Origin of the sequence: Micromonospora sp. CA-248260 (assembly GCF_050942205.1) — a bacterium.
Lineage (GTDB): Bacteria > Actinomycetota > Actinomycetes > Mycobacteriales > Micromonosporaceae > Micromonospora > Micromonospora antibiotica.
The window spans coordinates 2160014-2172585 of record NZ_CP192021.1; the positions used below are offsets into that span (position 1 = coordinate 2160014).

Below are 12572 nucleotides of genomic sequence, written 5' to 3' on the forward strand. Positions count from 1 at the left end.
CCTCAGCCGTCCAGCAGGCGCTTCTTCTGCACCTTGCCCAGCGCGTTGCGGGGCAGGGCGTCGACCAGCCGGACCTCCCGGGGCCGCTTGTGCACCGACAGTTGCCGGGCGACGAAGTCCACCAGCTCCGGCCCGGTCACCCCGTCGCCGACCACGTACGCGGTGACCTGCTGCCCCAGATCCGGGTGCGGCAGGCCCACCACCGCAGCCTCGCGTACCCCCGGGTGGGCCAGCAGCGCCTCCTCCACCTCACCCGCCCCGATCCGGTACCCGCCGCTCTTGATCAGGTCGGTGCTCGCCCGCCCGACGATGCGGTGCCAGCCGTCGGGGCCGACGGTGGCGACGTCACCGGTGCGGAACCAGCCGTCGGCGGTACGGCTCGCCGCGTCGGCGTCCGGCCGGTTCAGGTAGCCGTCGAACAGGGTCGGGCCGGCGACCAGCAGCTCACCCATCGCCGTACCGTCGCTCGGCAGGTCGTGGCCCTGCTCGTCGACGATCCGGGTGCGTACCCCGGGCAGCGGCACCCCGACCGCACCCGGCCGGCGCGGCCCGTCGGCCCGGGCGCTCACCGTGATCAGGGTCTCCGTCATGCCGTACCGCTCGACGACCCGGTGCCCGGTCAACCCGGCGAGGCCGTCGAAGACCGCCGTGGGTAGCGCCGCGCTGCCCGACACCAGCAGCCGCGCGCGGCGCAACGCCCGCGCGGCGGCCGGTGCCGCGGCGATCCGCCCCCAGATCGTCGGTACGCCGAAACACAGCGTCCCACCGGCCGCCGCGTACCGCTCGGGGCGTGGCCGGCCGACGTGGTGCAACCGGCCGCCGATCCGCAACGGCCCGAGCACCCCGAGTACCAGCCCGTGCACGTGGAACAGCGGCAGCCCGTGCACCAGCAGGTCGTCCGGCGTCCACGCCCAGGCGTCGGCCAGCCCGTCCAGGCAGGTGGCGATGGCGGCCCGGGAGAGCAGCGCGCCCTTCGGCGCACCGGTCGTCCCGCTGGTGTAGAGGATCAGGGCGGTCCGCTCCGGGGCGGGCTCCGGATGCGTACCCGCCGACTCCCGGCGCAGGTCGACCGGGACGACCGGCAACCCGGCACCGGCCCCCGGGGAACCGTCGACCGCCGCGCCCACCGGCGCGAGCAGGGCCTGGGCCGCCGAATCGCGCAGGATGTGCTCCCGCTCCCGGGGTCCCGCGTCCGGCGGCACGGGCACCACCGCCGCACCGGCCCGCAGCGCGCCCACCACCCCCACCACGGTCTCCATCGTCGGGGTGGCCTCGACCGCCACCCGGTCCAGGCCGCGCAGGTCGTCGGCGACCGCGGTGGCCAGCCCCTGCAACCGGGACCGGGACAGCACCCGGTCATCCACCCGCACCAGGTCCGGGTGGTCGTCCATCGACGATGACATCGCGGCCAGCAGCGACACGGTCCCGCCCTCTCCGGCAGTTCGGCAGGGCGCGGTGCGGCCCCGTGCCGCCGACGCTAGTGCGGCGGCCGGCCCGTCACCACCCCCGACCGCCGGGGTGTCGGCGCGTCGACCCCGCCGCCGGGCACCACCGGCGGCCGGCACGGTTCAGGGGTCGGTTAAGGGTGCCGGTGCGCCAGCCGCGCCACCTACGGTCGATCCAGACGGATCCGTCGCCGGTCGACGGGGAAGGCGGCACCGACGTCATGACTTCCGAGCACCCACCAGCCGCGCCGTACCTCATGGTCACCGACGCGTCCGACGCCATCGCGTTCTACGCCCACGTCTTCGGCGCGGTCCCGCACCCACGGGAGTGCCTCGCCGACGGGCGGGTGCTCACCGCCGACCTCGTCGTGGCCGGTCACCGGTTCACCGTCAGCGAGTGGGCCGACCTGCCCGCGACGACCCCCCGGCTGCCGGTGCTGACCGTGGAGTCCACCGACCCCGATGCCGTGCTGCGCCGCGCCGTCGCGGTCGGCGCGCAGGTCAGTGCCGCCAACGGCACCCCCCGTGAGGTGCTGCTACGCGACCCGGACGGCCGCAGTTGGGCCATCACCCGGCCCGAACGCCCCGCCTGAGCCGCCCCCGCGCCCACACGGGCCCGCCGAGGCGGTTTGTCGGGGTCCGTCAGCGGTATCCGGGTCGGGTGTACGCCCAGCGCGGAGGAGGCACCGGTGAACGTCGACGACCTGCTGACCGAGACCTACGACCAACTGCCCGACCTGGTGGACGCCGCCGTGGACGGGCTCGGCCCCGACGAGCTGCGCCGGGCTCCCCGCCCCGGGGCCAACCCGGTCGGCTGGCTGGTCTGGCACCTCACCCGGATCCAGGACCAGCAGATCGCCGAGCTGCTGGGCGTCGACCAACTCTGGGTCGCCGGTGACCGGGCGGCCCGGTTCGGACTTCCCGCCGACCCCGCCGACATCGGCTACGGCCACACCGCGGAGCAGGTCGCGGCGGTCCGACCGGAAAGCGCCCAGGTGCTCGTCGACTACCACCGGGCGGTGGCGGAGCGGACCCGCACGTTCCTGGCCGGCCTGCGCCCGACGGACCTGGACCGGGTGGTCGACGAGAGCTGGGACCCGCCGGTGACCCTCGGGGTCCGGCTGGTCAGCATCGTCGCCGACGCTCTCCAGCACGTCGGCCAGGCCGCCTACCTGCGGGGTCTGCTCCGCCCCTGAGCCGGTCCCACCCGCTCCTGGTGCGCCGACCTCACCCGGTGGGGGCGCATCTGGGTGCCGTGTGGCCGTCGGACAACTCCCTGATCCGGGCCGGCCCGCGCCGTTACCACCACGACGAGGAGGCCCCACGGGGCCGTCGCCCCCGGCTACGCTGACCGCCCGACCGGTGGCGGTGGTGTCGGTTCCGCCGGGGCGTCCCGGTCGGGTGCCGGGGTGTCCGGGTCGGGTGCCGGGGCGTCCCAGTCGGGTGTCGGGGCGTCCCGGTCGGGCGGCGGGGTCGCGCCCCACCGGGCCAGGGCCCGGTCGACGCCGACGAAGAGCAGGCCGAGCAGCCAGAAGGCGACGGCGAAGAAGACCGCGCTGACCGTGACACCGGCGTAGCCGAGTTGTCCGGCGTCGACGAACGGGTACGGGTAGCGGTGCACGATCAGCCCGCGTACCAGGGCGAAACCCAGGTACGCCAGCGGGAAGGTCAGCCACCAGGCGGCGTACCGCAGGCGCAGCCGGCCACGTTCGTCGAACAGCGTCCAGTCGGCGAGGGCGAGCAACGGCACGACGGTGTGCAGGAACTGGTTGCCCACCGCCTCGGCGGGTCCCCGGTCCGGCTGGGCCATCGCGAACGGGCTGGCCGGGTTGGCCAGCACCAGGTGGTAGACCACGCCGGTGATGGTGATGTAGAGGGTCACCGCGCCCTTGAGCGCGGAGGGCGGTTCGGGTCGGGACTGCCCGGCCCGCCAGGCGGCGTACCCGGCGAACAGCCCGACCGCCAGGTTGCTCTGGATGGTGAAGTACGGCAGCAGACCGGTGACGGTGGCGGGGCCGAGGGCGGTGAGCACGATCCCGGCGAGCACACTGATCACGATCGCCAGCCGGAAGGCCACCGCCAGGCGTCGACGCCGCAGATTCATCGGCGCAAGCTACCAGCCGGTGGCACCGCTGGCGGCCGTGCCCCGTCCCTGGTCGCCAGCGGTGCCACCGGGCCGTCTGCCCGGTCGTCCCAGTCCTGCCCGGTTGTCCGGCCGGCTGCCAGGTTGCCCGATTGGTCCGTCCGGCTGCCAGGTTGCGAGGTAGTCCCGGCCGGTTGCCCGGTTGTCGCGTTCGGCTGCCGGTTGTCCGCTGGCTGGCGGGTCGTCCCGCCGACCGCGCGGCTGACTACTCGCTTTGTCCGCCTGGTTGGCGGGTCGTCCCCGCCAACCAGGCGGTTGACTACCCGCTCTGCTGGTCGGACGGGTCTGCGGAGGTGGGGCCGGGCGGTGCCGACCGCGACATGCCGGCCCGGGCGGCCCGGTAAGCGGACATCGCCGCCGGCTCCCCGCGCAGCTCAGCCGGGTTCGCAGCGGCGCGGATCGCGATCAGCAGCGCCACGAGCGGCGCGGGGCCCGGCACCGGCCCATCGCCCGGCCCGCTGAGCAGCCGCTCAGCGGTTTCCTGATCGAGGCGGTGTCCGGTCATCTCGTGTCGCTCAGCGCCACCCCGGTGCGGGGCGTCACATCGGGCGGGGCGCAGGTGGCCCCCGTCACACGGCACCGGACGGCGACGACGGGCCCGCCCGCGCCAGGCTCAGCCCATCGTCTTGGCGCCGTCGATCGACTCCCGGATGATGTCGGCGTGCCCGGCGTGCTGGGCGGTCTCCCCGATCACGTGCAGCAGGGTGCGCCGCACCGACCAGGCGGCACCCGGCTCGAACCAGGGCGCCACCGGCAGTGGATGGCTCGCGTCCAGGTCGAGGGTGGTGATCAGCTCGTCGGTGCGGGCCGCCGTCTCGGCGTACCGGGCGAGCAGATCGACCAGGGTGTCGTCGTCGGTCATCTGGAACATGCCGACCCAGTCGACCGGCTCGCTCTCCATCGCCTCGGCCCCGCCGACCATGAACCGTGCCCACCGGTCCTCCACCATGGTCACGTGCTTGATCAGGCCGCCCAGGCACAACTCGCTGGCGGTGCTGCGGGTCGCCGCCTGCGCGTCGGTCAGCCCGCGCACGGTGTGCCGCAGGAAGCCGCGGTGCATGCCGACAGCCTGCAACAGGTCGGCCCGTTCACCGGTGAGCACCCGCTCCGAAGTGGTCATCCCCGTCACCCTCCGTGGTCGATGTCGTCGAGGTGACCCTAGGGCCACCCTCCGACACTTTCCGGCCGCCACCCCGCGGCGTCACCACCACCGGGCGGTCGACGGGCGGCCACGCGGCGGAACCCAGCGGTTGCCGATCCGGTCGGCGGGCGGTCCACTGGACCACATGGGAACGATCAGGGTGGGCACCTCGTCCTGGGCGGATCAGACGCTGCTGCGCTCCGGCTGGTATCCCCGGGCGGCGCGTACCCCGGCACAGCGGCTGGGCTGGTACGCCGGGCAGTTCGGACTGGTCGAGGTGGACACCTCGTACTACGCCGTCCCGGTGCCGGAGACCACCAGCGGCTGGGCGGCGGCCACACCACCCGGTTTCACCTTCGACGTCAAGGCGTTCAGCCTCTTCACCGGACACCCGACCCCGGTGCAGGTGCTACCGAGGGACCTGCGACCGGCCACCGGGCCGTCCCGGGTCCGCCGCCGGGACCTGCCCGAGGCGACGTACGACGCGTTGTGGGACCGGTTCCGGGCGGCGCTGGAGCCGCTCGCGGCGGCCGACCGGCTCGGCGCGGTGCTGTTGCAGTTCCCGCCGTGGCTGCTGCGGGGGGAGGGTGCCCGGCGGCGGATCGTCGAGCTGGCCGACCGGTGCCGGCCGTGGCGGGTCGCGGTGGAGCTGCGTCACGGGTCCTGGTTCGACGGCCTCGCGGCGGCCGAGACGGTGACCTTCCTGCGTGACCACGACCTCAGCCTGGTCTGCGTCGACATGCCGCAGGGGCACCCCTCCTCGGTGCCGCCGATCATGGTGGGTACTGCCGAGCCGGTGCTGGTCCGGATGCACGGCCACAGCGCGCACTGGGCGCACGGCAGCAAGGAGGACCGGTTCCGGTACGCCTACGCCGACGACGAACTACGTCGCTGGGCCGACCTGCTCACCGACCTGGCCGCCCGGTCCGGGGAGCTGCACGTGCTGTTCAACAACTGCTGCGCGGGGCAGGCCCAGCGGGACGCCGCCCGGCTGGCGGAGCTGCTCGGGGTGACCCCCACGACGGCCGTCGCCGGCTACTGACCCCGGTCACCGACCCTCGGGTGTGTCCCGGGCCGTCCACCACGCGACGTGCCGTCAGGCCGGGCGACCGGGCCGGCACGTTCGGCGACCGGGCCGGCACGTTCGGCGACCGGGCCGGGTCGCCGACCCGCCGGTGCGGGGCCCGCCGTCGACAGCACGACGGCGGGCCCCGCACCGGCCGGTCCCGGCCCGACGCTCAGCTGGCCATCGCCATCCGGCGGCGGGCCCCCGTCGCGGCCAACCGGCCCATCGTCATCGGGGCGCCCATCAGCCCACCGGCGCGACCGAGCATCCCCCGGAACACCTGGCCGGGCTTCTGCTGCTCACCCATGTACGCGGTGACCACCACCAGTGCCCCGGTCAACGCCGGAATGGTCCACTGGAGGACCTTCATCTGCCGCTGCCGGTGCGCCACCTCGGCGGGTGTCTGGTAGTTGGGCTCGGTGGTCCCCGAGACCGGTGGATTGCCGGCGTTCTGCAACTTCATGCCGATCAACCGGCTGTAGCCGGTCGCCGCGAGCGCGCTGACGGTCAGCGCCGTCTTCACCGCGCTCATCCGACCCACCCCGGACTGGGCCATCATCCGGGGGCTCTCGGTGGCCAGTTCGCCCACCGCGCCGGCCAGGTGCGCGCCGATCGCGGCCGCGTTGACCGGGGTCCACCGGGCCCAGCCGGCCGAGGCCACCGGGAGCCGTTGGGTCGAGTCGCTGATCCGTGCCGCCGCGCCGTTGACGCCCAGCGCTCCCATCAGGGAGCCACCGAACCAGGCCGCCAGGCCCAGGTCGTGCATCGAGCGTAGTGCGGTGTGTCGTTCAGACATCTGATCCCCCTCCACCGTGTGCTGGCGCAGCGGCATACCCGCCCCGGCGGCGGCTACGCGCCCGGCTCGCGGCCCGGCGGGGGATCAGCGGCGCGGCAGCCCGGCGGCGAAGTCGGCGACCCGCCGGGTCAGCGGCAACCCGGCCCGCACCCAGCGGAAGTGGTCCAGCGCAGCCCCCGCCTCGGCCACCGTGTACCGGTGCCGGGTGACCGGTGCGGCGGTGAGCTTGGCGCAGAGGTGGTCGACGACCGGGTGCGGGGTGTACTGGTCGTCGTCCACGCTGACCGCCAGCACCGGCAGGGACAACCGGCCCACGGCCGCCTCGCCGTCCACCCCGTCGAGGGTGGGGAAGTGGCCGGTCCGGGCGGTGCGTGCCCAGTCCCGGATCACCCCCCGCGCCTGCCGGCCACCGAACCCCCAGCCCGGCCAGACCCCGAGGGCCCCGGCCACCGCCGAGATCCCCTGGGAGTACGGCAGCACGCCGTAGCGCCGCAGACCCGGATAGCTGCGCCAGTACGGGACACCGACGGCGAGCAGGGCGAGCCCGTCGACCCGGCCCGTGCCGTGCAGTGCCAGGTGCAGCAGGGCGGCCTGCCCGCCGAGGGAGTGCCCGAGCAGCAGCGTGGGACGGCCGTCCAGCCGGGGCTTCAGCGCGTCGAGGACCGCGCCGACGTCGGTGGCCAGCTCGCGGTAGCCGTACCGGCAGGCCCGGGACGGCGGGGGCGTGCTGACGCCGGTGCCGCGCAGGTCGGCGACGGTCACGGCCAGGCCGGCGTCGTGCAGCGCGGTGGCGAACGGGCGGTAGTACCGGGCCCGGACCCCCATCGCCGGCCAGATGACCACCGCTGGGCCGCCGGGCGCCCCCACGGGCTCCGGGTAGACCTGGATGCCGATCCGTGCCCCGTCGACGTCGACGAACTCCTGCGTGTATGCCACGTCCCCGCTCACCGACCCATCCTACCGGCCGGTAATAACGGGTCGGTGCTCCGCCCCGACCGCTCCCGGCGCCCCCGGGGGTGGTCGGACCGGAGGCGGTCAGGCGGCTGCCGTGGCGACCTGACCGACCCCGCTGACCGAGGCGTAGACGGCGGTGAGCTGCTCCGCCCAGTGCCGGAAGGAGTAGCGGACGCGGATCCGGTCCAGGGCCGCCGTGGCGTACGCGAAGCGGCGTACCCGGTCGGCGAGCAGCCGGCGGATCGTGCCGCCCAGCGCCCGGGGGTCGCGCGGCGGCACCAGGTCCCCGGTCAACCCGTCGACGACGCTCTCCGCGATCCCCCCGACCTCCGTGCCGACCACGGGCACGCCGCACGCCATCGCCTCCAACGGGGTACGACCGAACGGCTCGTACCAGGGGGCGGCGACCAGCAGGTCGGCGGAGCGGTACCAGGCGGCCAACTCGTCGCGGGGCACCGACCCGACCAGTCGGACCCGGTCGGCGACCCCGCAGGACTCGGCGAGCGCGGTCAACCGGCGGGCGACCGGGTCGGCCGACAGCAGGTCGGCGGGGGGCCCACCGACCACCACGCACTCGGCCCCCGGCACCGCGGGCAACGCCCGGATGACGTCCTGGAAGCCGCTGCGTTCGCGCAGCGACCCGACGGTGAGCAGCCGGGGCCGGGCCGGGTCGCGGGGAACGACCGACCCCGCCGGCCCGAACACCGTCTCGTCCACCCCGGCCGGCACCAGGGTCAGCTTCGACCGGGGCACCCCGAGGCGGACCAGTTCCCCCAACTCGTCGTGCGACTGGACGACGACCCGGTCGGCGGCCCGCCCGAGGGCGCGTTCGTAGCCGATCCGACCCCGGGGTCCGGGGTCCCGGCCGGCCGAGCGGCGTCGGTGCGCGCTGCCCAGGTCGTGGTAGGTCAGCACCACCGGGGTGTTGGTACGGCGTCCGGCGTGCAGGGTGGCCAGGCCGCTCAGCCAGAAGTGGGCGTGCGCCACGTCCGGCCGCCAGCCGCCGTGCTGCCAGTGCTCGGCCAACCAGCGGCCGAACTCGCCCAGGTGCGGCAGGAGTTCGTCGGTCGGCACCTCCCGGGCGGGGCCGGCCGGCACGTGCCACACCTGGTACCCGGTGTCGGTCGACACGGTGTCGGGTGGGATGGGGGAGTCCCGCCGGGTGTAGACCCGCACCTCGTGGCCCTCGGCGGCCAGCGCCGCCGCCTGCTCGGCGACGTGCAGGTGCTGCGCACCGGTGTGCTGTCCGGTGGCGGCGAGCGGGCTGGCGTGCCCCGAGACCATCGCGATGCGCATGCTTCCTCCTCCGTGGGCCGGTCGCCGGCGAGGCGGCCCCGGTCACGCCGGGCCCCGGTCGTCGTCACCGGGTCCCGCGCACCGGGCGATCGGCGGGCACCCGGCCGCCGGTCAGGAGCCGATGCCCGGACGTCGCGCACCGCCCTGCATGCCCGAACCAGTTGCCCAGCGCGGAGGCGATAAACATCAACTTTCCGTACCGGCCCGACCGCCCTGCGTGCGCCGGTGGTCGGGCGGGGCGCGGTCCGCCGGACGGCCGTGGTGGGGAGGAACGTTCACCTCGGCTCGGGCAGCATCCCCGGGCCGAACACCTCGTAGCCGATCCGCTCCGCCGGTACGCCCCGGCGCAGCAGGTCGCCCCGGACCTGGTTCATGAACGGCAGCGGTCCGCAGAGGTGCACGTGCGCGTCCGGGGAGAGGGGGATCAGTTCCGGCTCGATCAGGCCCGGGGACACCTCGGCGACCAACGGCGGGGTGTCGTCCCCGGCGGTGCCCTGCTCGTACCAGAGCCGCAGGCGCAGCCGGGGCAGCCGGGCGTGCAGCGCGAGCAGGTCGGCCCGGTGGGCGTGGGCGGCGGCGTCCCGGTCGGCGTGGGCCAGCACCACCGGCCGGTCCGGTGCGGTGGCCGCCAGGTGCTCCAGGGCCGACATCGCCGGGGTGAGGCCGATCCCGGCGCTGACCAGCAGCAGCGGCCCGTCCCCGGCGACCGCGCTGACCTCACCGAAGGGTGGGCTCAGTCGCAGGATGTCGCCGGGGGCGACGCGTTCGTGCAGGAAGCTGGAGACCAGACCGTCCGGGGCGTCCCCGGTGCCCCGGACCCGTTTCACGGTGATCCGCCAGTGGTCGTCGGCGGGGCGGCCGGAGAGGCTGTACTGACGGATCTGCTGGCCGAGCCCGCCGCCGAGGTCCACCGCGACCGAGACGTACTGCCCGGGGACGAAGCCCGGCACCGGGCCGCCGTCGGCCGGGACGAGGGCGATCGAGACGACGTCGGTGGCTTCCGGGGTCACCCCGCCGACCCGCCAGTCGCGCCACACCGCGCCGTCCCCGGCCAACCCGGAGACCGTGTAGAGGCGGGCCTCCCGGGCGACGAGTTCGCAGGCCATCAGCCAGTACACCTCGTCCCAGGCGGCGGCGACCTGCGGGGTGACCGCCGCGCCGAGCACCTCGCCGACGGCGGCCAGCAGGTGCCGACCCACCAGCGGGTACTGGTCGGGGGTGATGCCGAGCGAGGCGTGTTTGTGCGCGATCCGGTCCAGGATCGCCGTCCACCCCGTCGTGTCGGCACCGGTGAGGTGCCCGGCGTACGCGACGACGGAGGCGGCCAGGGCCGCCTGCTGACGTCCGGTCGCCTGGTTTCCCCGGTTGAACAGGTTCAGCAGTTCCGGGTGGGCGGTGAACATCCGGGCGTAGAAGCGGCCGGTGATCTGGTCGGCATGGGCCCGGACCACGGGCAGGGTGGCGGTGACGACGGCGGCTGACGACTCCGAGAGCACGGCTCCTCCTTGCTGTTCGGCTACAGAGGACACTTAAACAGGAATCTCAGAGTCTTCTTAAGGGCCGAAGGTCCCGGGTCCGGGGACGCGGCGGTTCCGGCCGTCCGCCCCTGTCCGCCGCCGACGGCCCTGGTTAGGGTCGGGCGGTGAAGCTCAACCGGTCGACCGACATGGCCCTGCGGATCGCCATGCTCACCGCCCCAGCGTCGACCCGGACCACCGTCGACGAGCTGGCCGACCGGCTGGACCTGCCCCGCAGCCACGTGGCCAAGGTGGTGCAACGGTTGCAGCGCGCGGGCGTGCTGGTCACCGTGCGGGGCCGCTCCGGTGGGGTGGCCTTCGCCGAGGGGGCCGAGCGGATCACCGTCGGCCGGGTCGTACGCGCCTTCGAGGGGGAGGGTGAGGTGGTCTCCTGCGAGGAGTCCGGCTGCGCCCTGCGCGTCGGCTGCCGCCTGCGGGTCCAGCTCCGCCGCGCCCAGGCGGCCTTCCTCGCCGTCCTCGACGAGGTGCCGCTGGGCGACCTGGTCGACGCCTCGCCGACCGCCCTGCTGCTCAGCCTCGCCCCGCCCGCTCCGACGGCGACCTGAACCCGCGTCGCGCTCCCCGTGCCCCCGCACCCGGCCGGCGCGAGGCGAGCTGAGCGGCCCGGTCGGTGGGGCGAGCCGAGCGGTGCGGGCGGTGTGGCCGGTGGGAGCGGCCGACCGCCCGCTCCCACCGGCCGCCGGTTCAGCTGACCTGGACCGTGCCGTCCGTCGACCGGACGCAGGCGACCGTACGGGCCGCCGTCGCCGCCGCGCCGGTCAGGCACCGACCCAGCACCTGGTGCCCGGCCGCGCTCGGGTGCCAGGACTCCTGGCAGGTCTGGAAGTACGTCCCGCAGGTGTTCGCGATCCGCTGGATGTCCAGCTTGTCGTAGCCGGACAGGCTGGTCACGAAGACTCCCGAGGTGCCGTCCTGGAGTCGGATCGGGGTGGCCAGCGCGTTGCCGGGGCTGCCCGCCGACTCGCACAGCCGGGCCCCGTCAAAGGCCCGCTGTACGTTGAGGTAGACCAGGTCGGCGGAGGGGAACTCGGCGGACAGCGTGCTGCGCACCGAGCTGACCAGGGTGCCCAGGCCCTGCGAGAAACGCTGGCCGGGGGCGAGGCTGGCCCGGTGGATCGGGCAACCGGCGGCGTACCGCTCGGCACCCAGGTCGCGGAACTTGTCCCGGGTGTCGTCCCGGCTGTCCTCCTCCCAGTAGGTCGAGGCCAGCTCCGGCGGCAGCGGGTTGGTGTAGTCCTGGAAGACGATCCGGTGCTGGCCGTCGGCGTCGATCTGGTCCAGCGTGGTGAGGATCTGCCGGACCGCCGCCGTCGTCTCCGCCGTCGCGGCGGCGACCTGGGCGGAGGTGGCCAGGTCGGCGTCCGAGCACGGCTCCTGCTCCACCGGTCCGCCCAGGTACGCCCAGAACTCCCACCACCCGGTCCAGGCGTCGGCGATGAACCGGTTCGCGCACTTCTCGGCGACGCTGCCGAACGTGAACGAGCTGTTGTTGGAGCCGAGGCCGACCAGCACCAGGTCGATGTCGTGGGTCTGCCCGACCGCGCGCAACTGGTCGAGCTGGGCGGCGACCTGCCGGCCCTTGGTCCGGCTGGCCGAGGCGTTGGCGATGTCGTACGGCTGGCCGCCGGAGCAGGCCAGGTTGAACCGGTCGGTGATCCCCGGCAGGTCCGCCTTGAACAGTGAGGCGTTGGGTGATCGGTGGCAGAAGTAGGCGTTGTTGTTCGGTGCCGACCAGCCCGGGAAGGGCTGGGCCACCCCGTTGAGGTCGGTCACCGGCGCGTACGCCCCGGCACCCTCGCCACTGATGAAGCTGTCGCCGAGGGCGACGGCGGCGGTGGGCAGGGCGGCGGCGGCCGGTGCGGCGGAGCCGACGGCGACCGGCAGGGCGGCCGTGGCGACGGTGAGGAGCGCCGCGAGGGCGCTCCGACGGAACCTGGACATGACGTCCCCCATCTGTCCATGCAAATGTGAAAGATCCTGCTGGGCCGGATCAGATCACTTGGCGAGATGGGCGTCAATGCCTCTTAACATGATCGTCGAATCACGGAAATGGTCGTTTCCGGGTCCCGTCCACCCGGCCGGGGAAGGCCCCGACGGTCGGCGGCGTTGTGCCCGGCAGACGCGCGACGCCGTCCGACGTGGGGCTGCACGCCGCTGTCGGGGCGTACGGCTACGCTCGCTGCGGCACGCCGC

Annotated in this window: 13 protein-coding genes; 4 read left to right on the forward strand and 9 right to left on the reverse strand. The window is 74.6% G+C overall.

From position 1 onward, the window contains the following. Window positions 1-2 precede the first annotated feature (2 nt). Window positions 3-1403 (reverse strand): acyl-CoA synthetase, encoded by a 1401-nt coding sequence (locus ACQP2H_RS09420; RefSeq protein ID WP_433233502.1) that lies wholly within the window; start codon window positions 1401-1403, stop codon window positions 3-5. A gap of 263 nt (window positions 1404-1666) precedes the next feature. Here ACQP2H_RS09420 and ACQP2H_RS09425 point away from each other — a divergent pair, with 263 nt between their 5' ends. Then, window positions 1667-2038, forward strand: a complete 372-nt coding sequence (locus ACQP2H_RS09425; RefSeq protein ID WP_219469166.1) for a VOC family protein — start codon at window positions 1667-1669, stop codon at window positions 2036-2038. Between the two features lie 96 nt (window positions 2039-2134). Continuing rightward, entirely contained in the window at window positions 2135-2641 is a 507-nt protein-coding gene (locus tag ACQP2H_RS09430) for a mycothiol transferase (protein WP_219469169.1), read from the forward strand. Window positions 2642-2787: 146 nt separating this feature from the next. Here the strand turns inward: ACQP2H_RS09430 and ACQP2H_RS09435 are convergent, their stop codons facing one another. The 3 genes from ACQP2H_RS09435 to ACQP2H_RS09445 all read right to left on the reverse strand — a co-directional run bounded on the left by ACQP2H_RS09435 (window position 2788) and on the right by ACQP2H_RS09445 (window position 4708). Further along, window positions 2788-3549 carry a Pr6Pr family membrane protein gene (locus tag ACQP2H_RS09435; RefSeq protein WP_433232145.1) on the reverse strand — a complete coding sequence of 254 codons (762 nt, stop codon included), beginning with the start codon at window positions 3547-3549 and terminating at the stop codon, window positions 2788-2790. A gap of 298 nt (window positions 3550-3847) precedes the next feature. Beyond that, window positions 3848-4093, reverse strand: a complete 246-nt coding sequence (locus ACQP2H_RS09440; protein ID WP_433232147.1) for a hypothetical protein — start codon at window positions 4091-4093, stop codon at window positions 3848-3850. Window positions 4094-4201: 108 nt separating this feature from the next. Further along, complete coding sequence (locus ACQP2H_RS09445; RefSeq protein ID WP_219469176.1) at window positions 4202-4708, reverse strand: DinB family protein; 507 nt, start codon at window positions 4706-4708, stop codon at window positions 4202-4204. A gap of 166 nt (window positions 4709-4874) precedes the next feature. On the opposite strand from ACQP2H_RS09445, the gene ACQP2H_RS09450 reads away from it, so the two are divergent. Beyond that, entirely contained in the window at window positions 4875-5771 is an 897-nt protein-coding gene (locus ACQP2H_RS09450; protein ID WP_433232150.1) for a DUF72 domain-containing protein, read from the forward strand. Between the two features lie 196 nt (window positions 5772-5967). Here ACQP2H_RS09450 and ACQP2H_RS09455 read toward each other — a convergent pair whose 3' ends face one another. From ACQP2H_RS09455 to ACQP2H_RS09470, 4 genes are all read right to left on the reverse strand, one after another. Continuing rightward, window positions 5968-6591 (reverse strand): hypothetical protein, encoded by a 624-nt coding sequence (locus tag ACQP2H_RS09455; RefSeq protein ID WP_433232153.1) that lies wholly within the window; start codon window positions 6589-6591, stop codon window positions 5968-5970. Between the two features lie 84 nt (window positions 6592-6675). Continuing rightward, on the reverse strand, window positions 6676-7539 hold the full coding sequence (locus tag ACQP2H_RS09460) for an alpha/beta hydrolase family protein (RefSeq protein WP_357536093.1): 864 nt from the start codon (window positions 7537-7539) through the stop codon (window positions 6676-6678). Window positions 7540-7626: 87 nt separating this feature from the next. Beyond that, window positions 7627-8841 carry a glycosyltransferase gene (locus ACQP2H_RS09465; RefSeq protein WP_357536091.1) on the reverse strand — a complete coding sequence of 405 codons (1215 nt, stop codon included), beginning with the start codon at window positions 8839-8841 and terminating at the stop codon, window positions 7627-7629. A gap of 275 nt (window positions 8842-9116) precedes the next feature. Further along, window positions 9117-10337 carry a globin domain-containing protein gene (locus ACQP2H_RS09470; protein WP_433232157.1) on the reverse strand — a complete coding sequence of 407 codons (1221 nt, stop codon included), beginning with the start codon at window positions 10335-10337 and terminating at the stop codon, window positions 9117-9119. A gap of 146 nt (window positions 10338-10483) precedes the next feature. On the opposite strand from ACQP2H_RS09470, the gene ACQP2H_RS09475 reads away from it, so the two are divergent. Further along, window positions 10484-10924 carry an RrF2 family transcriptional regulator gene (locus tag ACQP2H_RS09475; RefSeq protein ID WP_433232160.1) on the forward strand — a complete coding sequence of 147 codons (441 nt, stop codon included), beginning with the start codon at window positions 10484-10486 and terminating at the stop codon, window positions 10922-10924. A gap of 139 nt (window positions 10925-11063) precedes the next feature. Here ACQP2H_RS09475 and ACQP2H_RS09480 read toward each other — a convergent pair whose 3' ends face one another. Continuing rightward, a complete protein-coding gene (locus tag ACQP2H_RS09480) occupies window positions 11064-12320 on the reverse strand; it encodes a hypothetical protein (RefSeq protein WP_219469200.1) in 1257 nt (418 codons plus the stop codon). Window positions 12321-12572: the final 252 nt, after the last annotated feature.